Origin of the sequence: Streptomyces sp. NPDC127119 (genome assembly GCF_042677425.1) — a bacterium.
Lineage (GTDB): Bacteria > Actinomycetota > Actinomycetes > Streptomycetales > Streptomycetaceae > Streptomyces.
In genome coordinates this window covers 19,657-43,365 of the sequence record NZ_JBHXTO010000002.1, presented here as the reverse complement: position 1 = coordinate 43,365, position 23,709 = coordinate 19,657, and the positions used below count along the sequence as shown (strand labels likewise).

Here is a 23,709-nt window from a genome sequence, read left to right as displayed (position 1 = left end):
GGAGACAGCAGGTCAGCCGGCCGCCAGGCGCGCCGCCTCGGACGCGCTCAGGGCCCGGTTGTGCAGCCGGAAGTCACGGACCGCGCCGTGCAGATAGGGGTGCGTGGTGTTCTGTGAGCGGCCCAGGTAGTTGCGGGTGCTCGCGCCGAGCAGGAGCGGACTCGCGACCATGGCGTCGTTGCGTCCCGCCTCGACACCGTCGAGGTAGAGGACACCTGTGCCGCCGCCGAGGGTGAGGGCCACGTGGACCCACCGGCCGGCGGGGAGCGGGCCGCCCGCGTCGACGACGTCCTCGGACTCCATGCCGGCGATCTTCAGCGCGGCCCGTGCGCGCCGCGCTCCGGTGGTCGCCGCCAGGAACAGGTACGTGTCCTTGTGGTAACCCAGGTCGAAGACGCGGGCGGAGGCGGTCAGGGTGTCCACGCGGACCCGGACGCTGACGGTCAGTTCGTCGAGTCCGCCGGGCAGTCCGGCCGGCAGGACGACGTGGGCGCCCTTCCCGTCCAGGGACACGGACCGCACGCCGTCGGCCTCGGCCCAGGTGGCACCCGGCGCGAGGGTCGCGTCGGCGAAGGTGCGGGTACGGTCGGCCGCCGAGGTGCCGGTCCCCTCGTCGAAGGGGTAGCGCGCGATGTCCCGTTCGCGTGCGGGCCGCGGTTCCACGGCCCAGTAGACGTTGTAGCGCTGGTGGTGCACCTCGTGGAACGGACGCAGTGACACGTGACGCCCGTCGGCGAGAGCGGTGAACGCCGTGCCGCTGCCGGACACCGGGCGCAGGGTCTCGGGCCGGATCACGGGGAGGGTGGCGAGCGCGGTGTCGCCGTACTCCCCCGCGAGGACCAGAGGCCCGTACGAGAGCGACTTCACCTGCGGGTTGTCGGGGGCGGCCTGCCAGACGGGCCGTCGGGGCAGCACGAGTTCCACGGTGTCCCCGGGACGCCAGTGCCGTTCCACGGCGGCGTACGTGCCCGGCTTGAGCCGGCCCGGGAAGGGGCGGCCGTTGACCTCAAGCCGGGGTTCCCGGCCGCTGTCAGCAACCCACGCGGGGACACGCAGCCTCAGCGTGAAGCGGGCGTCTCCCCCGGTGACGGTGAGGCGGGTGCGGTCGGTTTTGGGGTAGTCGGTTTTCTGACGCATCGTCACACCGACGTCCCGCCATCGCAGTTCGGAGGGGATGAACAGGTTGACGTACAGCGAGGGGCCGCGGGAGTCACGGTCCCGGAAGTAGATGCTGTCGGCGAACTTGGTGTGGGTCTCCAGACCCGAGCCGTGGTCGCAGGAGAAGTTGTCGTAGTCCCCGCTGTAACTGCCGGGCGCCGAGCCGAGGCCGCCTTTGGGCTGCCGCTCCGAACCCGCCCACAGTCCGGTGTAGTAGGTGACGAACCCGTGCGCGGAGTCGGGATCCTGCTCCCCGAGCATCTGGTTGTGGAGCGTCCACTCGTAGTGGTCCATGTACGCCGCGCGGGAGGGGCGGTGCAGGAACAGGTGCCGGCCGAGCTTGAGCATGTTGTAGCTGTTGCAGTTCTCGCAGGTCACCTCGGACAGGCGGCTCACGATCTCGTCGGGCGGCCCGAACAGCTCCTGGTTGGAGTTGCCGCCGATGGCGTACGAATGGTCCCGCACGACCGTCGTCCAGAAGTGGTCCGCGATGTCGAGGTAGCGCCTCTCGCCCGTGGCCTCGTAACTCGGGACCGCTCCCACGACCTTGGCGATCTCGGTGTTGGCGTGGCGGCCCGCGAGTTCGTCCCGGCCTGCGGCCAGCGGGGCGTACAGCTCCTCGTGGTCGAAGCGCCGGGCGGTCCGCAGCGGCGCCGGGTCGCCCGTCAGCAGGTGGAGGCGGGCGAGTACGTCGTTCATGCCGCCGAACTCGACCTTCAGCAGCGTCTGCATCCGCTCGGTGGAGAGCGGCGCGGTGCGGGCGTCCACCCAGGCCGCCATGTCCAGCAGCACGGCCAACGCCTGCTTGTTGCGCGCCAGTTCGTACTGGTCGAGCAGCCCCGCCATGATCTTGTGGAGCGTGTAGTACGGGGCCCAGGGCTTGCCGCCCGCCTCCAACTGGTCGAAGACGGACTCGGGGAACGCGGACAGATATCCCGCGTGGTACCCGGCCGCCGGGGCCGCCCGCTGGCACTCGGCGAGTGCGGACACCAGGGAACGGGCCTTGGCCGCGTAGGCGTCGTCGCCGGTGTTGGCGTACGCCTGGGCCAGCGCGCTGAGCAGGTGTCCGGTGGTGTGGCCGCGCAGTTGAATGCCCGGCGCCTCCCAGCCGCCGCAGGGTTCGGCGGTGGAGGGCAGTCCCACGTTCAGCCGGAAGGTGTGCAGCAGCCTGTCGGTGTCGACGAAGAGCAGATACGCGCAGGTGCGCCGCATGTTGGCGAGGAACGGGCTCTCCAGCAGCCGGACGTCGGACAGCCGGAAGGCGGTGAGGACCGACCGCGGTCCGGCCGTCGCGGCCGCGGCCGCTTCCGCGGCGAACGGGGCGAGCGAGGCGGCTGTGGCCGCCGCGGACGCGGCAGCCAGGATCTGGCGGCGGGACGGGCGTGGCATGTCGTGCGGTGCGGGCAAGACGCCGTGCTCCTTCCGGGCAGGGGGAAGTACCAGACGGAAAGCAGAGGTGGCGAATCGAGGAAACTTGAATCGTTTTACATCGTCCGCGGGAGACGGTAAGTGTGCACACCACACGCGTCAAGGGTTCGCGCACGAAGGGGTGTTGTCAGAGCTACGCCCTCTGATTTGAATCGTTCAAAGTGATCAAGGGGGCCCTGCGGGCCATCCGTTGCCGGAACGGCACGGCCTCATGGGCCCGGCCGTCCGCCGGATGTGCCGGACGGGCAGACCGGAATACCGGGACGGCGTGATCAACAGGCGGCAGAATGGCGGGGACGACGGTTCGGTGCCGCCACGGCGGCCGCAGACGCCCAGGACACACGCGGCGGGTCCGCGGGTGCCCGGGAGAGGAAAGACATGAGTGAGAACCAGACCCCGTCCAGCGGTTCCGGGAGACTCAACACCGGGGTGGCGCACAACGCCCGGGTCTGGAACTACTGGATCGGCGGGAAGGACAACTACGAGGTCGACCAGGCCGTCGGCGACCAGGTCGCCGGAATGTTCCCGGTGATCCGCGACGTGGCCCGCGCCGACCGGGAGTTCCTCGGCCGTGCGGTCCGCCAGTTGGTCGAGGAGCACGGGGTACGGCAGTTCCTGGACATCGGCACCGGTCTGCCGACCCTGGACAACACGCACGAGATAGCCCAGCGCTCCGCACCCGACGCGCGCATCGTGTACGTCGACAACGACCCGATCGTGCTCGCCCACGCGCGGACCCTGCTGACCAGCACTCCCGAGGGCGCCACCGACTACATCGACGCCGACGTCCACCACCCCGAGGGCATCGTCGAGCGAGCCTCGGCGACCCTGGACCTCGACCGGCCCGTCGCGGTGATGATGCTGGGCATCCTCAACTTCGTCCTCGACACCGACAAGGCCCAGGACATCGTGCGTCAGATCCTGGCGGCGGTCCCGCCCGGCAGCTACCTGGTCCTCACCCACCCCACCACCGACCCCGACCTCGGCGGCGAGGGCAACGTGGCGGCGATGAAGTTCTGGAACGAGAACGCCACCCCGCCGATCACCGCCCGCACCCGCGCGGAGGTCACCGCCTTCTTCGACGGTCTGGAGTTCCTCGAACCGGGCCTGGTCTCCTGCACGCACTGGCACCCCGGCACCGGCTCCCCCGCCACGGTCCCGCAGTTCGGCGCGGTGGCCGTGAAGCCCTGACGGCAGGAACCCGCCCGAGGCGGCGGCGCCGAAGGGCGGGAGCGTCGAGTGGCGGGGGTGAACGCGGGGCACGAGGATGCAGTCGCGGGAGGTCCTCACCCTGCGGGCCCGCCCAGATGGAGGAGTGCACATGTCCAAGCCGCCGCTTCCGCCCGAGGCCGTCGAACTGCTGAGCCGCCCGAACGCGGCCGTCATCGCCACGGTGCGTTCGGACGGCGCGCCCGTGTCCACACCCACCTGGTACCTGTGGGAGGACGACCGCGCGCTGATCAGCATGGACCTGGGCCGGGTGCGCCTGAAACACCTGCGGCGCGACCCCCGGGTGACGCTCACCGTCCTCGACGGGGACGACTGGTACACCCATGTCACCCTCTTGGGCCAGGTGACGGACATGAAGGACGACGAGGGCCTGGTCGACATCGACCGCATCTCCCGGCACTACACCGGTGAGGCCTACCCCGACCGCGTCCGCGACCGGGTCAGCGCCTTCATCGAGGTCGACCGGTGGCACGGCTGGGGCGCGCTGAAGGACAACGACCAGGCCTCGACGTAACAGCCGGAGCGAGCCGGAGCCATCAGTAGAAGTGGCGGACGAACACGTCCGACGTGCCGTTGGTGTCGTCGGGCACGATGTCGTCGGCCGCGGAATGGAAGACCACGTCACGCCCGCCGGTGCTGACGGCGTCGGTGCCGGCCGAGGCGGGTTGCTCCGAGACGGTCTCGTCGGTGCCCGTCACCAGGTCGCGCAGCACGAGCGACGGTCCGTTCGGGTCCTGCGGGGCGTACAGCAGATAGCGGCCGGTGGGATCGATGGCCAGGCCCCGCGCGTCCGGCACCAGCCGGTCGGTGCCCGACGCCTCGTCCTGGACGTGGGTGTCGGAGCCCGAGAGGTACACGATCTTGCTGCCGTCCCTGCTGAGCTGGACGAGTGTCGCCGCCTCGGACGGGCCCTCGATCGGGCCGGCTGAGGTGTCGTCGGTCCGGTCCCACACGAAGACGTCCTGCGCCCGGCCGTCCTGGTAGGCGACGAAGCGGCCGTCGCCGCTGATGGACGGCCGGGACGGGGCGGTGTGGTCGAACTCGAAGACGGTCCGCGTGGTGTTCGCGTGCCAGTCCTGCACCTCGATGCGCTGCCTGACCGCCGGTCGCCCGGAGGTGCCGACCTGCACGAGGTAGCGGCCGTCCTCGCTCAGTGACGGCTGACTGCAGCTGAGGCCGGGACAGTTGATGCCGATCGTGCCCTGCGACCTCAGCTGGGACAGGAACGTCTTCGTGTCCCGCTGTATCAGCCCCCAGTGGGCGATGTACTCCCCGTCGCCGCTGATCACCGGGTGCCGCTGGACCGGGGGCGCACTGGTGCTCATCCGCAGGGTCTCGTTCGTCCGCCGGTCGCGCACGAACACCTTTTCATAGGTCGTCGGGGAGCCGGTCGTGAGGTTCTGCGCCACCGACGAGAAGGCGATCCGCCGGCCGTCGGACGTGATCGTGCCGCCGGCCGAGCCGCCGTCGCCCTGCGTGCCGTCGGACGCGACACTGACCCGCTCGACTCCGGCTCCGCGCGCGCCCACGGTTCCCGCGCCGCGCGCGGGCTCGGCGGAGGCGGCTCCCGGCAGCACCGCCGTGACCGCGCAGACCGCGACCGTCACACCCACGGCGACTCTCACACGTCGTGTGGCGCCCCAGCCCGTACGCATCATCGTTTCCCCCCGCACTCGGCACACCGTGCCCTCCGGCTCCCCGCCGGAGGTCCTGAAGCATGCAACCGTGACGGAGCATTGGGGTCAATGCGTCACATGACGTAGTGGGGGGTCCTTTTCCGGTCAGGTGGGAGCGGTGCGCGGTGGCTCGTCCTCAGGAGACGGCGGCCGGTTTCCTGGGCGGGGTCCAGCGCAGGTGGACGGTCTGTCCGGGGTCCTCGGCCCGCAGCAGGGAGAGCCGTGGGCGGACGGCGTCGGTGCGTGCGCTGGGGGGTTTGCGGGCGCCGGCCCGGTACGGGAGCGGCCACTGGCCGGCGCTGTCCCTGTACTCCTGCTCGGCCGCCGCGTGCAGCGTCCAGTGCGGATCGTAGAGGTGGGTGCGGCCGAGGGCGCACAGGTCGGCGCGGCCGGCGAGGAGGATCGAGTTCACGTCGTCGTAGGACGCGATGGCCCCGACCGCGATGACGGCCGTGCCGGTGGCCGCCGCGACCTCGTGGCGGATGCGGTCGGCGAACGGCGTCTGGTACGAGCGGCCGTACGCGGGACGCTCGTCCTGGGTGACCTGCCCGGAGGAGACGTCGATCGCGTCCGCGCCGTGGGCGACGAAGGCGCGGGCGATCTCCACGGCGTCGTGCTCGGTGTTGCCGTCCGGAACCCAGTCCGACGCGGAGATCCGTACGATCATCGGCCGCTCGGCGGGCCAGGCGGCACGGACCGCGTCGAAGACCTCCAGGGGGAACCGGAGCCGGTCGCGCAGCGGACCGCCGTACTCGTCGGTGCGGTGGTTCGCCGTCGGTGAGAGGAACGAGGACAGCAGGTAGCCGTGGGCGCAGTGGAGTTCGAGGAGGTCGAACCCCGCCTCGGCGCCGCGGCGGGCGGCGGCGACGAAGTCGGCGACCAGGGCGTCCAGGCCGGCACGGTCCAGCTCGCGGGGAACGGCCGATCCGGGGCCGTACGGCAGCGGAGAGGGGCCGACGGGCTCCCAGTTGCCGTCCGGCAGCGGGTCGTCCATGCCCTCCCACATGATCCGGGTGGAGCCCTTGCGGCCGGAGTGACCGAGCTGGAGCCCGATCCGGGCGGAGCTGCGCTCGTGGACGAAGGACACGATCCGCTCCCACGAGTCGCGCTGTTCGTCGCTCCACAGTCCCGTGCAGCCGGGGGTGATGCGGCCCTCGGGCGACACGCACACCATCTCCGTCATGACCAGTCCGGCGCCGCCCATCGCCTTCGAGCCGAGGTGGACGAGGTGGAAGTCGCCGGGTACGCCGTCGACGGCCGAGTACATGTCCATCGGGGACACGATCACCCGGTTCTTCAGCTCCAGCTCCCCGAGGCGAAAGGGCTGGAACATCGCCGGAGCGGTCTCCGGCAGACCCTGGGAGGCCGCGAAGGCCGCGTCGACCCGGTCGGCGAACTCCTGGTCGCGGGTGCGGAGGTTGTCGTACGTGATGCGGCGGGACCGGGTCAGCAGGTTGAAGCAGAACTGGGTCGGCTCCTGGTGGGCGTACATGCCGATGTTCTCGAACCACTCCAGGGAGGCCTGGGCGGCCCGCTGCGTGGACTCGACGACGGGGCGTCTCTCCGCCTCGTACGCCGCCAACGCGCTCCCGGTGTCCGGGTGTTCGTGCAGGCACGCGGCGAGGGCGAGGGAGTCCTCCATCGCCAGTTTGGTGCCCGATCCGATCGAGAAGTGCGCGGTGTGCGCGGCGTCCCCGACGAGGACGAGATTGCCGTGGTGCCAGCGCTCGTTGCGTACGGTGGTGAAGCCGAGCCACTTCGAGTTGTTGGCGAACACCCGGTGCCCGGCCAGTTCCTCGGCGAAGAGCCCGCGGACGCGCTCGACGGCCCGCTCGTCGGAGGCACCCGGCGGGAACACGGTCTCCTCGCCGGCGTCGAAGCCGGCCCGGCGCCACACGTCCTCGTGCATCTCGACGATGAAGGTGGAGCCGGACTCGGAGTAGGGGTAGCCGTGCACCTGCATGGTCCCCCACTCCGTCTGCTTGACGAAGAACTGGAACGCCTCGAAGACCCGGTCCGTGCCCAGCCACATGTATTTGTTGTGCCGCTGGTCCAGCGTGGGACGGAAGATGTCCGAATGAGCGGCCCTGACCTGCGAGTTGACCCCGTCCGCGCCCACCACGAGGTCGTACGAGGTCCGCAGGGCGTCGGTGTCGGGGGCGGCCATGGAGAAGCGGACGCGCACACCGAGGTCGTGGCAGCGGCGCTGGAGCAGCCCGAGCAGTTCCCGGCGGCCCATCGCGGCGAAGCCCTGGCCGCCCACGGTGTGGGTCCGGCCGCGGTAGTGGATGTCGATGTCGGTCCAGCGCGCGAAGCGCCGGGCCATGGCATCGGCGAACTCACGGTCCGCGTTCTCGATGCCGCCGAGCGTCTCGTCGGAGAACACCACGCCGAAGCCGAAGGTGTCGTCCGGGGCGTTGCGCTCCCACACGGTGATCTCATGAGCCGGGTCGAGCTGTTTCATGAGAGCGGCGAAGTAGAGGCCGCCGGGGCCACCGCCAACGATCGCGATCTTCACGGGGGTTCCTCTTTCAGTGCTCGCCGGCGGCCGCCGCGGCCTGTTCGTCCTCGACGGCCGCGCGGAGTGCGAAACGCTGCAGTTTGCCGCTGGCGTTGCGTGGCAGGGACGTGCGGAACCGCACGTCCCGCGGGTACTTGTAGGGCGCGATGACCTGCTTGACGTGGTCCTGGATCTCCTTGGCCTTGGCCGCGTCACCGCTCACGCCGTCCCGCAGGACGACGAAGGCGCAGACGACCTCGCCGCGTTCGGCGTCGCTCCGGCCGACGACGGCGCACTCCAGGACGTCGGGGTGGGTGTCTATGGCGGCCTCCACCTCGGGGCCGCCTATGTTGTAGCCGGAGGAGACGATCATGTTGTCGCCGCGGGCGTGGTAGTGGAAGTAGCCGTCCTCGTCGCGGTGGAAGACGTCACCGGTGACGTTCCAGCCGTTGACGACGTAGTCCTTCTGGCGTTCGTCGTCGAGGTAGCGGCAGCCGACCGGGCCGATGACGCCCAGCCTGCCCGGCTCGCCCGGGCCCAGCTCCGTGCCGTCCGGGCCGAGGATCGTGGCGCGGAAACCCGGTACCGGTTTTCCGGTGGCTCCGGGGCGGATGTCGTCACCGGCCGCCGAGATGAAGATGTGCAGCAGTTCGGTGGCGCCGATCCCGTCGACGACCCGCAGTCCGATGCGGTCGCGCAGCTGCTCCCAGGTGCCGACCGGTATGTGTTCGCCGGCCGAGACGCCGACACGCAGCCCGGCGAGCTGCTGTTCGCGGCCCTCGCGCAGGATCGCCTTGTACGCCGTGGGCGCCGTCGCGAGCACGGTGACGCCCTGCCGTTCGACGAGTTCCGCCATGCCCGGCGGGGTCACGGTCTCGGTCAGCAGGGCGCAGGCGCCGGCCCGCAACGGGAAGACGACGAGCATGCCGAGGCCGAAGGTGAAGGCGAAGGGGGCGCTGCAGGCCACCAGGTCGTCCGGGAGCAGGCGCAGCACCTGCCGGCCGAAGGTGTCGTCGATGGCCAGGACGTCCCGGTGGAAGTGCATGGTGATCTTGGGGGTGCCGGTGCTGCCGGAGGTCGGCGCGAGGAGTGCCACGTCGTCGGCGGCGGTGTCCACGGCGGTGAACTCGCCGGACTTCGCCGAGGCGCGGACCACGAGATCGCCCGGCCCGGTGCCGCCGAACTCGACGACCTTCAGCGAGGGCAGCACGGTGTCGCGTACGACACGGACGTCCTCGGCGCAGCGGTGGTCGACCAGGGCGAGGGCGGGCAGGGTCCGTTCGGCGACCGGGGCGATCTCGCGGGCGCGCAGTGCGGCCATGACGGTGACGACGACTCCCCCGGCCTTGAGCACGCCGAGCCAACTCGCCACGGTCCACGGTGTGTTGGGCGAGCGGAGGAGGACCCGCTGTCCCGGGACCAGGCCGAGGTCCTCGGTGAGCACCTGGGCCACCTGGTTGGCGCGGGTCCTCAGCTCCCCGTAGGTCCAGGTCTCCCCGGTCGGTGTGCGCAGTGCCGGGCGGTCGGCCCCGAACGCGGACGTGGGGCGGTCGATGAGTTCGGTGGCGGCGTTGAGCCGTTCCGGGTGGCGCAGTGCGGGCGTGGCGAACTCGATCGTCGGCCACAGGTGGGCGGGCGGGAGATGGTCGCGGGCGAAGGTGTCCTCGTACGCCGAGGAGGACGGTGGCCGGGAGGGGCGCGGTGGGAGCGGTGGCGGAAGAGTCAACGGAGGAGTCCTTCCGGGAGCCCGTCGGTGCCGGGCGGGGCCGCTCGGTACCGGACGAGGCCGTGCCGTGCCGGGCGGCGGATCAGGCGGGGCGGATCATGCCCTCCTGGACGACGGTGGCCAGGTGACGGTGGTCGCGGGTGAAGAAGCGGCCGGTGCCCAGTCCGCGGCCCGCGTCGGCGGCGACCGCTTCCTGGACGTAGAGGAGCCAGTCGCCGACCGGCCCGGAGCGGTGGAACCACATGGCGTGGTCGAGGCTTGCGGTGACGAGCCCGGGGTCGGCCCAGGCCAGGTCCAGTACGCGCAGGACGGGTTCGAGGATCGTGTAGTCGCAGACGTACGCCAATGCGGCCAGGTCCCGTTGGGCTTCGGTCAGTCCCTCGACGGTACGCAGCCTGTCGAAGGGCCGCACCCAGAGCGCCTGTTGCGGCAGCCGTTTGCCCTCGACGGTGAGGTAGACCGGGCCGGGCACGTGCCGCATGTCGAAGCTGCGGCCGGCGGACCAGTAGGCCTTCGACTCGTCGGTCATCGAGCCGCCGCTGCGCTCTTCGAGGTACACCGCCGAACTGGGCAGGTCCTCCGGGTCGGGGACGACCTCCGCGAACTCCGCGTGGAAGGCTCCGCCGGGCTCCCCCGCGGCGAAGTTGGCCAGGCAGACGTAGAGGGGTTTGCCGTTCTGGTAGCCGCGTACCTGCCGGGTGCTGTAGCCGCGGCCGTCGCGCAGCACCTCCACCTCGTAGCGCACCTCGGCGCCGATGTCGGCGGGGCGCAGGAAGTAGCTGTGCATCGAGTGCAGCGTCTTGGCGTCGGTCACCGACCGCATGGCCGCCGCTGCCGCCGCCGCGACCAGGTCGCCGCCGTACGCCTTGGGCCAGGGGCAGGGCTGGGTGACGGCGGTGAAGGCCAGGTCGAAGTGCTCGGGCGGGGTGGGCGTGAGCGTGACGGCGTCGGTGAAGAAGGCCGAGGTCGGCGGCGTACGGCCCGGCGCCGGTCCGGGACCCGGCGTCACCGGTCGAGCCAGTCGCGCAGGTCGGCGTCGGGGACGTCGGTCAGGTTGACGACGATGTTCTCCGGCGTCCGGGTGGTCATCCAGGTCAGCGGCTCGCTGCGGGAGAGGTTGCACTCGATGTGCGGCATGAACGGCGGGACGAAGACCCAGTCGCCCTCCGACATGTCGACGTAGTCCTCGAACTTCTCGCCGAAGTAGATGCGGGCCCGCCCCGACAGGACATAACCGCCGGTCTCGGCCTCGCCGTGGTGGTGGGTGACCGAGCGGTAGCCGGGGTCGTTGCTGACCTTGCCGAACCACAGCTTCGTGGCGGGGGTGTGCTGGATGCTGACGCCCGAGATCCGGACGGCCCCGCCGGAGTCGGCGGTGTTTCCGCTCTCCGATCCGGCGCGCGTCACCACGGGAGCGACGATCCCGCTGGGCAGCCGGTACATCGAGGCGTCACCCTCCAGGCGGTACTTGCTGAGGTCGGGCTCCATGGGGGCTGGCTCCGTTCCGGTCGGGCGGCTTCGGGAGCGGGTGATCGTGGCTGATCGGTGGGTGATCGGCGGGTCATCGGTGGCGCGGTTCGTGTGGTATCTCGTTTTTTTCACGACCGTCATTTATTGTCAATACAGCATGCCGTACGCGACCGGAGACGGCCCCTCGGAGCGGGCCGTCCTCCCCGAACCCACGGAGGCCACGTGACTCCCATCGCCGTGAACCCGGGAGCGCTGCCGACGCCCCGTGGCTACTCGCACGGAACGCTCGCGGGGAACACGCTGCATCTGGGCGGGCAGACCGCTCTCGACGCGAACATGAAGATCGTGCCGGGTGGGATCGTCGAGCAGTTCCGCCAGGCGTTCGGCAACGTGCTGACGACGCTGCGCGAGGTGGGTGGGGAGCCGGGGGATCTGGTGAGCGTGACGATCTACCTCACCGACATCCCCGACTACCAGGCCCACGGCAAGGAGATCGGGAGGGTGTGGCGGGAGCTTGCGGGGCCGGTGTATCCGGCGATGGCCGGGATCGGCTGCGCGGCGCTGTGGCAACCGGAAGCGATGATCGAGATCACGGGCGTGGCCGTGATCCCGGACGCCCGCCTGACGCTCCGCGTGTGACCGCCCCACCGTCCTGAACCCGCGCCACCGTCCGGCCCCCGCCAAAGACTGCGCAGTTCCCCGCGCCCCTGAAAAACCCGGACCCGCCCCCTGCCTTCAAGCACAGCGAGGAACGCCGCGCCCACCGGCCGAGCGCCTTTAGGGGCGCGAGGAACCGCGCGATCAGCCCCCACCGGCCCGCGGACAAAACAACTCCGCACCCCCACCCGCCTTTAAGGGGCGCGGGGAACTGCGCGACCGGCCCCCACCGGCCCGCACGCGAGAAGCAACCCCGCGCCCCCGGGCGCCTTCAAGGGGCGCGGGGAACTGCGCGGCCAACCGCAGTCGGCCCGCAGACGAAGATCCCCCCGCCCAACCACCGGCCAGGGCAACCGCATTGCTAACGTTCGTGGATGTCCGACTCTTCACGCGACACCGCGGCCGGCGCAGGCTGGGGCGACACCGAACGCGGCGCGTACCCGCTCCTGATGCCGCAACGGACCGAGGAATTGTCCTGGGTCAACCCCAAAACCCTCTGGCCCGCCCGCAACGGCACACTGGCTTCCCTCTTCGGCGACCCGACGGCCCGCACCCGCAACCGCTGGGTGGAGCAACGGACGGCCGCCGGAGCCCCGCCCGACAAGGTGATCGGACACCCCGCCCCGGACCGCTTCTCGTTCATGGTGATCGGGGACACCGGCGAGGGCGACGACCCCCAGTACGCGGTCGTGCCCGGTTTCCTGAAAGCCGGTCAGGGCACCGAGTTCGCCGTACTCGCCAGCGACGTGATCTACCCGGTGGGCGCCACCGACGACTACGGCACGAAGTTCTTCCGCCCGTACCAGGACTACCAGGCGCCGATCTACGCGATACCCGGCAACCACGACTGGTACGAGGACCTGGACGGCTTCATGCGCGTCTTCTGCGACGCGCAGCCCCTCCCCCCGCAGCCCCGGCCCCGCCCCCTGTCGTCGGCCTGGTGGCGCTCACTCCTGTGGCACAAGCCCCGCGCCCCCGACGAACAACGCCTGGCAGAGGCGAGGAAGTTGCGCTCGGCCCCCGCCCAGCAGGCCGTCCAGCCGGGCCCGTACTGGGCCATCGACGCGGGCCCGGTACGGATCATAGGCATCGACACCGGACTGCTCGGAACCCTCGACGCCGAGCAGGGCCGCTGGCTCCGCGAGGTCTCCAAGGGCGACACGCCCAAGATCCTCGTCACCGGCTCCCCCTTGTACGTGGACGCCGAGCACCACCCCTGCGCCATCGACGGCGGCGGCACGGTCGACGACATCGTGCGCGATCCCGCCCACCACTACGTGGCCGCGATAGGCGGTGACATCCACAACTACCAGCGCTACCCGGTGGCGGTGGACGGCCGCACCATCCAGTACGTGGTCGCCGGTGGCGGCGGGGCCTTCATGCACGCCACCCACACCATGCCGCGCGTCTCCGTCGCCGGGGTCACCGAGGACGACTTCCGCTGCTATCCGCTGCGCGGCGACTCACTGGCCTTCTACAGCGGTCTGTACGGGCGCCGACTGCGGATGCGGCGCTTCTTCACGCTCACCGAGGACCAGGCGACCGCCGTCGTCTCCGAACGTCTCGGCATCCCCCCGACCCGGGCGGCCAGGGCCGGGTCCGCCCGGGTCACCCGGCGCACCCGCCTCGTCGCGAGCCTGCTGGGCGCCGGCGGCCGTCCCGACCGCACCTCACGCATGCGCCTGCCGGTGCGCAAGGCCTACACCCGGCTCTTCTCGCCGGGGTCGGCGACGTACAGTCCGCCGTTCTTCAAGTGCTTCCTGCGCCTGGACGTCAGCCCCGAGTCGGTGCGGCTGCGCTGCTTCTCGGCGACCGGGAACCTGCCGCAGGAACTCGACCCACCCGTCGAGGACGAGGTGGTCATCCCCCTCGTGTGACGCGTGCTGATCCATGGCGGTCCACAAGGCGCCTTTCCCCCGAATGGCGGCGCCCGGCTTGCGGGCGGACGATGAGGAGGAAGGGCCCCGAGGCCGCTGGACACGCTGGATTGGAGGGACCGTCATGATGGAGATCAAGGCGGTCGAGAAGCCGGACGAACGGCGGGACTTCCCGCACGGCCACCTGGAGGCCGTACACCTCACCGGGCTCGACTTCGCCGTGGCGACGTTCGAGCCGGGCTGGCGCTGGTCCGAGTCCGTGGGACCGATCGCGGGCACCGAGAGCTGCCAGGTCCACCACAACGGTTACGTCCTTCAGGGCCGCATGCGGATCCGGATGGACGACGGCGCCGAGGGCGAGGTCGGCCCCGGAGACGTCTTCATCTGCCCGCCCGGCCACGACGCCTGGGTCGTGGGGGACGAACCCACCGTGGTGTTCGACTTCGCCGGAGGCATGGCACAGGAGTACGCGAAGGCCACCGACTGACCCCCGGCTGATCCCTCCCTGACCGGCGCCCCGGTCGACTCCGACACATCATCTCCCCCTCGGCACGGGGTCATTCGGAGCCGCCGCGTCTATTCTGGGGTCGCATGGAGGGGGCAGCGGGCAGCGGGACGACCGGTGAACCGCCGGAGTCCAGCGCGTCGTTCGGCCCGCTCGTGGTCTCGTCGCCGATTCTGCGGGCCGCGCACGTCGTCCTGCCCGAGGAGAGCCCCGACCCCGTGCTGCTGCCGTCGATCACCCTGCTGGACCGGGCGGCTTCCCACGGCGGCGGCCGGGAGGAACTGCCCCTTCCCTCGGGGCGGCTGCTCGCGGGCCAGTACCGGCTGATCCGGCCGCTGGGTTATGGCGGCATGGGCGAGGTCTATCTCGCGCTCGACACCAAGGTCGACAACCGCGAGGTCGCCATCAAGATCCTCCACCCGCAGCAGGCGGCGGCCTCGTCGGGCGCCCTCGCCCAGGAGCGGCGGGCCCTGGTCGATCTCAGCCACGGCGACATCATCCGTGTCTTCAACTACGGACACCATCCGGAGGTCGGCGACTTCCTCGTCCTGCAGTACGTGGACGGGCTCACGCTCGAAGAGGTGCGGGCGCGGGTCCAGGTGAACCCGGCCGAGTTCGGCGACGGTCGCTTCCACGAGTTCGTACTCGCCTACGGGGTGAGGATCCTGGCCGCTCTCGGGCATCTGCACGCCGACCGGCCCGGCAAGGTCTACGGCGACCTCAAGCCGGACAACGTGATGCACGACGGCACCGCCACGAAGATCATCGATGTGGGGAGCGTCCGCTCGGCCGGGCTGCCCGGCCACACCACGGAGGGATTCCGGGCCCCGACCGTCGGCCCGAACGGGCAGTCCACCGGCCAGGACGACCTGTTCAGCCTCGGGGAGACCCTGCGGCGGCTGAGCGGACTGGGGCGCTGCCCCGACGACCTGGCGGAGCTGGGCCGCCTGGACATGATCAGCCCGACGACGGGCCCGGCGACCGGCACGACGACCAGTCCACCGGAGTCACCGGGTGTGGGCGGCACCCCCCGGACCCCCGGGACGCCCCCCATGACGGCACCCCCTCCCCACGGACTCGGACTGGTGTCGCTGGCCCGGGTCCTGCATCGCGCCACCCGCGCCGAACGGGCCGAACGGTTCGCCACCGCGCGCGAGATGGAGGAACAACTGCGCGGTGTCTTCCGGGAGTTGCGGTCGCTGCGGACCGGCCTTGAGACCTTCGAGCCGTCCCCGCTCTTCTTCCAGTCGCCGTACGCGCTCGACGCGGCCCTCGGTTCGGCACCGCCCGTCACCCGGTGGGCCGCACCGGACGCGCCCGCCCCGTACGCGCCGCCTTCGCCCGCCGAGGTCGCCAGCCGGCTGCCCGTGCCGCGGCCCGATCCGCAGGACCTCCACCACGCCGAGCTGAGCAGGCTGGCCGACGCCGCTCCCGAGGCGCTCCTGCAGCACACCGGGGACTGGCGGGACTCGCCGGAGGTCCTGCTGCTGCGCTGCCGGCTGCGGTTGCGCAGCGCAGCGGGCGGCATCTCGGCCGCCGAACGGGAGCTGCGGTCCGCCGAGACCCTGATCGGCGCCGAGCACGCCCCTCACGACTGGCGGCTCGGCTGGCACCGCGGTCTGCTCGCGCTCGGCCAGGACCGGGTCGGGGCGGCCCGGCGCCACTTCGACGAGGTGTTCGCGGCGATCCCGGGCGAGTACGCGCCGAAACTGGCCCTCGGCTACTGCGCCGAGCGCCTCGGCCGCTGGCAGGAGGCGCTGACGTTCTACGAGGCGGTCCGGCTGCGCAACCCCTCCCTCGGCAGCGCCGCGTTCGGCGCGGCGCGCGCCCGGCTCGCGCTGGGCGGGGAGCCCGCGTGGGACGACGCCGTACGGGCCCTGGACGCGGTGCCGCAGCACTCACGGCACCGGACCGCCGCGCGGACGGCCGCCGTACGCGTCGGCGTCGAGCACGCGCGCACCGCCGAACGCCCGGACGAGGCCGCCGACCGGCTCCGCGAGGTGCTGGCCAGGCTGGCCCGGCTGTTCCACGCGCACGGGCTGACGGACGAACAGGCCCGGGTCCGTATGACGGCGGAGGTGTGGGAGGCGGTACGGGGCGCCCTCGCCCGGGGTGCGATCGACGCGGCGGGGCTGGCCGGGCTCGCCGCGGACGCCGACGCACGGCTGGGACTCCCGTCCGACGAACCCGGGCTGCGCAGAGAACTCTCCCGTCTCTATCTCACCCTCGCCCACCAGGCCGCCCGTTCCGCCACCGCGGAGGACGGGGCCGTCGCCGAGACCCTGCTGGACCGTGCCTACGCGGTCCGCCCGCTCGCCTTCCGGCACCACCGGGACAGCCCATGGCTCGGGAAGAGGGCGACGGCCTGGCTGCGCTCGATCGCCCACACGCCGTCGCAGGGATCGCAGAAGCCGCCGGGGTCGCCGAGGTCGCCGAGGTCGTGGAAGCCTCAAGGATCCCCGGAGTCACGGGAGTCACGGGAGTCACGGGAGTCGCGGGATCAGTCGCAGCCGACGCGGGGCGAGAACGTCCGGACGGCCCGCGAGTGACCGGTGCGGCACGACGCGGACGTACGGCCCGGGGCACGGATGTCGCAATCGCGCCGCCCGCGACCCCACCGCTCGCCCGTCCCCGCCGGGCCGCGCGGGGAGCGGTGGTCGTCGTCGCCGAACTCGCCCGCCGGCTCTGGCGCTATCTGTGGCCCTCGCCCACCGGCCGCCGCAACCGGGTGTTCCTGCGGGACCGGCTCATCGCGCTGCCCCTGCTCATCGTGGTGGCGTTCGGCACGCTCGGGTGGGCGTACAGGGACGTACGGGACGACTCGGCGTATCTGCGGGACCGGCTGGCGCCCGCGCTGGTGGGCCTCGCGAACGCCAAGGCGTCGCTGTTCATCGCGCAGGGCGAGGCCGAGAAGAACCTCGCCGAGGCGGGAGCGGCCGAACTCGGCGGCCTCAGCGAGCGGTACCGCACGCGGGTGGCGCGGGCGACGCAGAGCCTCAACCAGCTCACCCGCAGCGGAGCCCTGACCGTGGCCGAGGAGCAGGAGCTGCGTGTGGTGTCCGCGCTGGTCGTCGACTACACGGGGTGGATCGGCCGCGCCCAGGGCCACGCGAACGACGCGGTGCTGCGGGACGCCGAGCTGACCTACGCGCGCAGCATGCTCTGTTCGGAGCCGGTCGCCGCCGCGGACCGCCAGGACCGCTACCCGCCGTGTCCTGCGGCGACCGGTTCTGGCGCGACCTCGATCGTGGACCGCGTCACGGGGCTGGAGCGGGAGTTGCACGAACGGCTCGCGGAACGCGCCGCCTGGGGCGGGGGCGTGCTCACCGCGGCCGTGGTCTCCGGTCTCGCTCTGGTGCTGCTCGCCGTCGGGCTGTGGCGCACCGTGGTGTTCCTGCGCCGCCGCTTCCGCATCCGGCTCAGTGTTCCGCTGGCGGCGGCCGCCCTGCCGCTGCTCGCCGTGCCGCTCCTGGCGGCCGACGCGCTGCTCGCGCAGAACGCCCAGGCGCGGTCCGCTCCCCTGGCCGACGCGCTCGCCGAGCGGACCTCCGCGGAGACGGAGACGATCGCCGAGGAACGCCCCTTCGACGGCCCCGACCCACAGGCCATCGAGGTACTGGAGACCCGGATCGACGAGACGCTGTCCGACGGCCGGCTCCCCTTCCTCGACGGAGTCGCGCCCTTCGTCCTGCCCGCCGGTCTGCTCGCCGCCGGTCTCGTCGGCGGCGCCCTGCACGCGTACCGCCGCGAGTATCTCGTGGTCGCCCGTCCGGGAGCCGTCTCATGAGCCGCCCACCGACCGCCCTGCGCGGCATGCGTGTCCTGCGGGGGCTGCGTGTCGTGATGGCCGGATGTCTGCTGGCCCTGGTTCCCGGCTGCTCCTCGGACGCCCCCGACCCCCTCGTCGTGCTCGGCCCGTGGACCGGCAAGGAGGGCGAGGCCTTCGAGGCCGCGCTCCAGCGGCTCGACGACGGGACCGGCAGGACCTACACCTACGAGGGCACCCGCTCCCTGCGCGAAACCCTCGTCTCGCAGCTCGAGGCGGACACCCCGCCGGACGTGGCGGTCCTGAACAGCATCGGCGAACTCACCGAGTACGCCCGCCGCGACAAACTGAAGCCGCTCGCCTCGCCGACCCTCGAACGCGCCTTCTCCCCGTGGTCTCCGGAGATCCTGGTGGACGGCAGCAGCCGCACCTACTGGGTGCCGCTGAAGGTCGACCTGAAGAGCCTGGTGTGGAGCAAGAAGGGCACGCCGAGCGACGATCCGACGTGGTGCGTGGGGCTCGCCTCGCAGGCCACCTCGGGCTGGCCCGGTACGGACTGGATCGAGGACATCATGCTCCACCAGGCGGGTCCCGGCCGCTACGAGCAATGGGCCACGAGCAGGCTCAGCTGGCGCGACCCTGACGTCGTACGGGCGTGGACGACCTGGGCGGAGCTGCTCGACGGCCGCACCGACGACTCCGTGGAGCAGTCGCTGACGACGTCGTACGAGGGCACGTCCGGACCTGCGGGGCCCCGCGGACTGCTGAACTCCCCCGGCTTCGAGTGCACCCACGAACACCAGAGCGCCTTCATCCGGTACGTGTACGCGGGCGACGACATCCGTGTGGAGCCGTCGGCCCGGTTCCTGCGCGGGCGGGCCGAGAACCGCGACACGTTCGAGGTCGCCGGGGACATGGCCGCCGTCTTCAGCGACGACCCCGACGCCCAGGAACTGGTCGAGCGGCTGTCGAGCCCGGCCGGGCGGGCGCGATGGCGGGCCGAGGCGGACCCGGCGGTGCGTCCGCTGTTCCCGGACACGAAGGGGCTGCCTCCCACGGAGTCGGCGAACCCCGTCGAGCAGGAGATCGACCACCTGCTCAACTCGACGGCCCAGGCCCTGTGTTTCGACGCCTCCGACGTGATGCCGCCGGAGCTGCGGGACGCCTTCCACCGGGCGGTCCTGGAGTTCTTCCGCGACCCCGCGAGGAAACATCTCGACTCGCTGCTCCGGCAGTTGGAGACCATACGGGTCCAGGTGGACGAGGACGCGGACGACGCCCGCTCGTTCCGGCCGCCCGAGCACATCTGCGCCGGCCCCGGCGGCTGAATCCCGTAGGCCGGTGGTACGCCCTCGGCCGGCTCCCGGTGCGGAGGAGCCGGCCGAGGGGACCCGGTGCGGGCCCTTCAGGTTCTCAGGCGGCGGGGCACTCCTTCCATGCCAGGTGGTAGATGGTGCTGAGTTCACCGTCCGTCGAGTCCATGGTCATGAAGCTGGTGCTGCTGGGAGCCGACGTGCCCGCGTTGACGCGGATCTCGGTGTTGATGTTGAAGTTCCGCTGGACACCGCAGGGCGCCCAGACCAGTTGGGCCCATTCCGTGGTGTCCGTGGCCTGCCAGTTGTCGACGAGCGGGCCTCTGAAGGGGTGCGTGATGGAGGCCGTGTTCGACGAGCCCTGGAAGTAGTACGAGGCCTTCTCGGTGCTGGTCGCCCCCGCCTTGAGCGAGGCGAAGCCGCGGTAGTCCGCGCTGGCGATGGCGTACGTGAAGCCGCCCGGCACGGCGACGACCAGGTTGAGCTGGCAGTTCTTGCGGAACGCGGTGGGATCGGAGTTGCCTCCCACCTGGGCGAGGTAGTCGCTGTAGGTCACCGTGAAGGCGGTGTTGTCCGGGGACACGGCGACGGCGGCGGTGCCCGCGGGACAGCCGGAGCCGTTCACGGTGGCGACGTTGATGACGATCTTGTCCGGGGGCGGGTCGACGATCGCGCTCGACGGGTCGTGCGCGGGCAGTGCGGTGGCGAAGAGAGCGGCGATGGCGCCGCTCAGAAGCAGTCCGCCGGTCATGGTGTTCCAATCCGTTGCGTCGGTGTTCCGGCGGCGGGCAGCGTGCCCCGCCGCGAAATGGGGGGTGCGGCCCCCATGTGCAGGGGCCGTCGCGGACCAGGTGCTTGGGATCAGACGATCGGGCAGGGAGCGCAGGAACGGCAGAGCGCACGGACAGTCATGCACATGTCAATCGATCAACTACATGTGCATCACGCGGAGGCGCGCTCGGACCCGACCCTGTGAAGGTTCGATGAAGGCGCTGTGAAGGCCGGGAGCGATCGCATCGTACGAAGCCCGACCGTGCCGGGCCAGGGCGAACTCCAGCCATTTGTGCACCGGCCGCCGACAGGTCCGCCGACGGCCGTGCGCGCGCCGGGTCCGTCAGCCCTCGTACTCCGTGAGGTCGATCGTGTACAGCCGGAGGTCGTATCCATGGACCGGGTCCTGTACGGCACCCTCCATCTTCATACCGAGCTTCTCCAGCACGTTCGCGGAGGCGCTGTCGCCCGGCCGGGGCGCGGCGACGACCCGGTCGATGCCACGGTCCTGGAGGGCGAACTCGAGCGCGGCGTGGGCGGCCTCCGACGCGTACCCCTGTCCCCAGTAGACCCGTCCGAGCCGCCAGGTGATGGCGATCCGGTCCGCGATCTCGGGCGGGGAGTCGGGGACGTACAGGCCGACGGCTCCGGCGAGTTCTCCCGAGCCGAGGAGTTCGACGGCGAAGACCCCGAAACCCTCGTCGTCCCACTCCTCCTCCCACGCCTCGATCTGCTCCGCGGTCTCCTCAAGGGACCGCGGCAGGCCGTCACCGATCCACTGCATCACCGTGGGGTCGGCGTGGATCTCGGACAGGGGCAGGAGGTCGTCGTCCTGCCAGCGGCGCAGCAGCAGGCGGGGGGTACGGATGTCGTTCATGCCCCCATCCTGTCGATACGCGGGCGTGAGTGCGAAATCCGCGAGCTCGCTCGCGCCCCCACCGGACGGCCGCGCCGCCCGCGCGACCGCCCACAGCGTGCACCGCTGACACGCGGGCGCGGCTGACACGCCGGGCGCGGCTGAGACGCCGGGCACCGCTGCCATGCGGGCGCGGCTGACACGCCGGGCTCGGCACGCGGGGCGCGGCACGCCGGGCACGGCTGACACGCCAGGCACCGCTGCCACGCGGGCGCAGCTGACACGCCGGACGCGGCACGCGGGGCGCGGGGCGCGGCTGAGACGCCGGGCACCGCTGACACCCGTGCCCCGCTGACACGCGGGGCGCCGCGCGAGCCCGGCGGGACACCGTGGTTGCCCGCGCGAACCGGGCCTCGGAACCGGCGGGCGGGACGCACCGCCGCAGTCCGGGTGAGCCCGGCGGCGGGGCCGCTAAGAAACCGGCGCAAGACCGGCGTTTGACCGGCGTCTGCCGGGCCGACCCGGCCGCGGGTCCGAAGGACCTCACTGCCCAGGTGCGCCCCGTTGTGGGACGACAGGGCCCAGCACACCGCCACCGCTCAGGCGCCGCCGGCTGCGGGACTCACCGAAGGCCGCCACCGCCCAAGGCGCCCCCGGCCGCGGACCAGGCAGCAGACCGTCACCGTCCAGGGCACCCCCGGCCACGGACCCGCGAAAAGCTGCCACCGCTCGGGCACCCCCGGCCACGGGACCCGCGGCACACCGCCACCGCCCAAGGCAGCCCGGCCGCGGGGCCTGCAGGGTCTATCGCGCGAGCCAGATGGTCAGCCCGATGGCGATCGCGGCCAGCAGCAGCGCTGCCGGGAGGGCTCGCTTCAGGACCGCGCCGCGAGCCACGCTCATCAGGTTCAGGGGTTGCACCGCTGCCGGGGCGGGCGGCGGGGACGCGGGACGGACCCCGTTCGACACCGGGGTCGCGGGAGCTGCCGCAGGGGCCTCCTGGTCGGCTCCGGCCGTGGAGCCGTCCGCCGCCGTGGTGCCCGGGGCGGCAGCGGCCGGTACCGCGGTCTCCGCGCCGGGGGCCGGGCCGGTGTCCGCCTGCACCGTGGCCGGTCCTGGCGCAGCCGCAGCAGCAGGCGTCGGAGCCGGCGCCTGCCGCGTCAGTGGTTCGCCGGTGCCGGCCGTAGCCCGGCGCCGGTCCGCCGCCAGCTGCTCCTCCAGGTTGTCGACGAACTGGGTCAGCAGCCGCCCGCTGATCTCCTCGATCATCCCCTTGCCGAACTGCGCGACCCGGCCCGTGATCGTGAGGCGGGTGTCGACCGTGACGTGCGTTCCGGAGTCGTCCGGGACGAGCCGGGCGGTGACCCGGGCGTCGGCGTTGCCCTGCCCCCGGGTGTCGCGGCCCCGCGCGTGCAGCAGCGCCGTACGCGCCGCCTCGTCCTTCTCCTCGAAGGAGACGACCCCCTTGTACTGGACGGTCATGGGTCCGACCTTGACCTTCACGACCCCGTTGTACGCGTCGCCGTCCACGCCGGTGAGCTGGGCTCCCGGCATACAGGGAGCGATCCGCTCCACGTCGGTCAGCAGGGCCCAGGCCTCGTCGGGCGGCAGGTTCACTCGGAACTCATTGGTGAAGTCCATGACGGACACACGATGGGCGCAGCCCGCCGGACCGTCAACGCGCTCTTCAGCCTTTGCTTAAGACGCCCGCCGGCCCGACGGACAACCGCGACGGACAGCCGTGGCGGACGTCAGCTCCAGATCGTGACGTGGACCGGTGGACGGAACTCGTTCATGGGAACCCCGTTGGACCGCGTCAGCACCGCCTGCGTCGCGGCCGGTGTCGTCACGAAGCGGCACAGCGCGGCGGCCGTCGTCGAGCGGCGTTCGCCGGTGAGCGCGCTCGCGTACAGCATGCCGCCCAGCCGGGCGCCCGTGACATCGAGCCGGATCAGCGACCCGCGCCGCAGGTCGTCGCGTACGACGTGCAGGAAGGCCACGGACAGACCGGCCCCGGTGGCCACCGCGTTGAGCGAGGCCGTGACGCTGGGGAAGGCCTTCGCGCCGGTCGCCTCGACTCCGATGTGGGCGAGGAACGCGCCGGACAGCGTGTCCGGGTCGAGCCCGGCCGGGCCCAGCAGCCATGGCTCGTGGGCCAGTTGGGCGGGGCCCAGCCGCTGCCGGTGTTTGAGCGGATGGTCCGGCGCGGCGACGACGGCCAGCTGGAAGCGCAGGAACGGTATCGACTCGACGGCCGGTGCCGGACGCGGCGCCGGACCGATGGTGACATCGGCGCGGCGGTCGCGGAGCAGGTCGCCGAAGACCGCCACCGGCACGGCGAGGGTCTCCACGTCGAGGTCGGGCTGCCTGCGCCCGAAGGACGTGAGCAGTGCGGGGAGCACCTGTTCCACACCGGCCTCGGTGGACGCCACGCGCAGATGGGCGGTGCCGGAACTCGCCTGGCGGACCCGGTGCCGGGTCTCCTCGGCGAGACCGACGATCTCGGCGGCGCCCGCGGCCAGCCTGCTGCCGCCCGGGGTGAGGCTGATCCCGCCGGCGGCCCGGATGAAGAGCACGTCACCCAGTTCGCGGCGGAGCACGGCGACCGCTCCGGAGACGGCGGCCTCGGTGACTCCGAGCGACTGAGCCGCGCCCTTCACGGAACCCAGTCGGGCCACTGTGACGAATGCGCGCAGCTGAGTCAGCGTCATGTTCGCCATTACAGCGGCTGTTCGGCCGGTAGGACCCGTTCCGTCACCGGCCGACTTAAGCATTC

General features: G+C 71.9%; 18 protein-coding genes. 8 read left to right on the top strand and 10 right to left on the bottom strand.

Annotation, left to right across the window (positions count from 1 at the left end; translation table 11 throughout):
* Positions 1–12: 12 nt before the first annotated feature.
* Positions 13–2,565, bottom strand: coding sequence for a beta-L-arabinofuranosidase domain-containing protein (locus tag ACFVH5_RS01220; RefSeq protein ID WP_385831064.1), 2,553 nt, complete (start codon positions 2,563–2,565; stop codon positions 13–15).
* A gap of 399 nt (positions 2,566–2,964) precedes the next feature.
* On the opposite strand from ACFVH5_RS01220, the gene ACFVH5_RS01215 reads away from it, so the two are divergent.
* Together ACFVH5_RS01215 and ACFVH5_RS01210 are read left to right on the top strand one after the other, a co-directional pair.
* Positions 2,965–3,777, top strand: coding sequence for an SAM-dependent methyltransferase (locus tag ACFVH5_RS01215; RefSeq protein ID WP_385831062.1), 813 nt, complete (start codon positions 2,965–2,967; stop codon positions 3,775–3,777).
* A gap of 130 nt (positions 3,778–3,907) precedes the next feature.
* Positions 3,908–4,330: a PPOX class F420-dependent oxidoreductase gene (locus ACFVH5_RS01210; RefSeq protein ID WP_210893278.1), complete on the top strand. Its 423-nt coding sequence runs from the start codon at positions 3,908–3,910 to the stop codon at positions 4,328–4,330.
* A 22-nt stretch (positions 4,331–4,352) separates the two neighbouring features.
* On the opposite strand, the gene ACFVH5_RS01205 is transcribed toward ACFVH5_RS01210, so the two are convergent.
* From ACFVH5_RS01205 to ACFVH5_RS01185, 5 genes are all read right to left on the bottom strand, one after another.
* Entirely contained in the window at positions 4,353–5,441 is a 1,089-nt protein-coding gene (locus tag ACFVH5_RS01205; RefSeq protein WP_385831060.1) for a hypothetical protein, read from the bottom strand.
* A 187-nt stretch (positions 5,442–5,628) separates the two neighbouring features.
* The gene (locus ACFVH5_RS01200; RefSeq protein WP_385831058.1) at positions 5,629–8,010 is read right to left on the bottom strand and encodes a bifunctional salicylyl-CoA 5-hydroxylase/oxidoreductase; all 2,382 of its coding nucleotides are present in this window, start codon (positions 8,008–8,010) and stop codon (positions 5,629–5,631) included.
* 13 nt (positions 8,011–8,023) lie between these two features.
* The gene (locus tag ACFVH5_RS01195; RefSeq protein ID WP_385831057.1) at positions 8,024–9,718 is read right to left on the bottom strand and encodes an AMP-binding protein; all 1,695 of its coding nucleotides are present in this window, start codon (positions 9,716–9,718) and stop codon (positions 8,024–8,026) included.
* Between the two features lie 82 nt (positions 9,719–9,800).
* Positions 9,801–10,727 carry an acyl-CoA thioesterase gene (locus ACFVH5_RS01190; RefSeq protein ID WP_385831055.1) on the bottom strand — a complete coding sequence of 309 codons (927 nt, stop codon included), beginning with the start codon at positions 10,725–10,727 and terminating at the stop codon, positions 9,801–9,803.
* The gene (locus ACFVH5_RS01185; protein ID WP_384808233.1) at positions 10,724–11,206 is read right to left on the bottom strand and encodes a cupin domain-containing protein; all 483 of its coding nucleotides are present in this window, start codon (positions 11,204–11,206) and stop codon (positions 10,724–10,726) included. Before ACFVH5_RS01185 ends, ACFVH5_RS01190 begins: the two co-directional genes overlap by 4 nt.
* Before the next feature lie 204 nt (positions 11,207–11,410).
* On the opposite strand from ACFVH5_RS01185, the gene ACFVH5_RS01180 reads away from it, so the two are divergent.
* From ACFVH5_RS01180 to ACFVH5_RS01155, 6 genes are all read left to right on the top strand, one after another.
* Positions 11,411–11,827: a RidA family protein gene (locus ACFVH5_RS01180; RefSeq protein WP_385831053.1), complete on the top strand. Its 417-nt coding sequence runs from the start codon at positions 11,411–11,413 to the stop codon at positions 11,825–11,827.
* A 392-nt stretch (positions 11,828–12,219) separates the two neighbouring features.
* Positions 12,220–13,722 (top strand): metallophosphoesterase family protein, encoded by a 1,503-nt coding sequence (locus ACFVH5_RS01175; RefSeq protein WP_385831051.1) that lies wholly within the window; start codon positions 12,220–12,222, stop codon positions 13,720–13,722.
* Positions 13,723–13,846: 124 nt separating this feature from the next.
* Positions 13,847–14,209 carry a cupin domain-containing protein gene (locus tag ACFVH5_RS01170; protein ID WP_385831050.1) on the top strand — a complete coding sequence of 121 codons (363 nt, stop codon included), beginning with the start codon at positions 13,847–13,849 and terminating at the stop codon, positions 14,207–14,209.
* 104 nt (positions 14,210–14,313) lie between these two features.
* Complete coding sequence (locus tag ACFVH5_RS01165; RefSeq protein WP_385831048.1) at positions 14,314–16,776, top strand: tetratricopeptide repeat protein; 2,463 nt, start codon at positions 14,314–14,316, stop codon at positions 16,774–16,776.
* A gap of 104 nt (positions 16,777–16,880) precedes the next feature.
* Complete coding sequence (locus ACFVH5_RS01160; protein ID WP_385831046.1) at positions 16,881–18,014, top strand: hypothetical protein; 1,134 nt, start codon at positions 16,881–16,883, stop codon at positions 18,012–18,014.
* Entirely contained in the window at positions 18,011–19,321 is a 1,311-nt protein-coding gene (locus ACFVH5_RS01155; RefSeq protein WP_385831045.1) for an alpha-glucoside ABC transporter substrate-binding protein, read from the top strand. Before ACFVH5_RS01160 ends, ACFVH5_RS01155 begins: the two co-directional genes overlap by 4 nt.
* Before the next feature lie 85 nt (positions 19,322–19,406).
* On the opposite strand, the gene ACFVH5_RS01150 is transcribed toward ACFVH5_RS01155, so the two are convergent.
* From ACFVH5_RS01150 to ACFVH5_RS01135, 4 genes are all read right to left on the bottom strand, one after another.
* On the bottom strand, positions 19,407–20,057 hold the full coding sequence (locus ACFVH5_RS01150; RefSeq protein WP_385831044.1) for a DUF4360 domain-containing protein: 651 nt from the start codon (positions 20,055–20,057) through the stop codon (positions 19,407–19,409).
* 363 nt (positions 20,058–20,420) lie between these two features.
* Entirely contained in the window at positions 20,421–20,954 is a 534-nt protein-coding gene (locus ACFVH5_RS01145; protein ID WP_384808247.1) for a GNAT family N-acetyltransferase, read from the bottom strand.
* Positions 20,955–21,737: 783 nt separating this feature from the next.
* Positions 21,738–22,574: an SRPBCC family protein gene (locus ACFVH5_RS01140; RefSeq protein WP_385831042.1), complete on the bottom strand. Its 837-nt coding sequence runs from the start codon at positions 22,572–22,574 to the stop codon at positions 21,738–21,740.
* Positions 22,575–22,684: 110 nt separating this feature from the next.
* The gene (locus ACFVH5_RS01135) at positions 22,685–23,644 is read right to left on the bottom strand and encodes a LysR family transcriptional regulator (RefSeq protein WP_385831041.1); all 960 of its coding nucleotides are present in this window, start codon (positions 23,642–23,644) and stop codon (positions 22,685–22,687) included.
* Positions 23,645–23,709 lie beyond the last annotated feature (65 nt).

Bases quoted from the DNA above. Each gene is read 5' to 3' on its own strand.
- ACFVH5_RS01215 (WP_385831062.1), top strand. From the start codon at position 2,965: ATGAGTGAGAACCAGACCCCGTCCAGCGGTTCCGGGAGACTCAACACC.
- ACFVH5_RS01210 (WP_210893278.1), top strand. From the start codon at position 3,908: ATGTCCAAGCCGCCGCTTCCGCCCGAGGCCGTCGAACTGCTGAGCCGC.
- ACFVH5_RS01185 (WP_384808233.1), bottom strand. From the start codon at position 11,206: ATGGAGCCCGACCTCAGCAAGTACCGCCTGGAGGGTGACGCCTCGATG.
- ACFVH5_RS01175 (WP_385831051.1), top strand. From the start codon at position 12,220: ATGTCCGACTCTTCACGCGACACCGCGGCCGGCGCAGGCTGGGGCGAC.
- ACFVH5_RS01170 (WP_385831050.1), top strand. From the start codon at position 13,847: ATGATGGAGATCAAGGCGGTCGAGAAGCCGGACGAACGGCGGGACTTC.
- ACFVH5_RS01165 (WP_385831048.1), top strand. From the start codon at position 14,314: ATGGAGGGGGCAGCGGGCAGCGGGACGACCGGTGAACCGCCGGAGTCC.
- ACFVH5_RS01155 (WP_385831045.1), top strand. From the start codon at position 18,011: ATGAGCCGCCCACCGACCGCCCTGCGCGGCATGCGTGTCCTGCGGGGG.
- ACFVH5_RS01150 (WP_385831044.1), bottom strand. From the start codon at position 20,057: ATGACCGGCGGACTGCTTCTGAGCGGCGCCATCGCCGCTCTCTTCGCC.
- ACFVH5_RS01145 (WP_384808247.1), bottom strand. From the start codon at position 20,954: ATGAACGACATCCGTACCCCCCGCCTGCTGCTGCGCCGCTGGCAGGAC.
- ACFVH5_RS01140 (WP_385831042.1), bottom strand. From the start codon at position 22,574: ATGGACTTCACCAATGAGTTCCGAGTGAACCTGCCGCCCGACGAGGCC.
- ACFVH5_RS01135 (WP_385831041.1), bottom strand. From the start codon at position 23,644: ATGACGCTGACTCAGCTGCGCGCATTCGTCACAGTGGCCCGACTGGGT.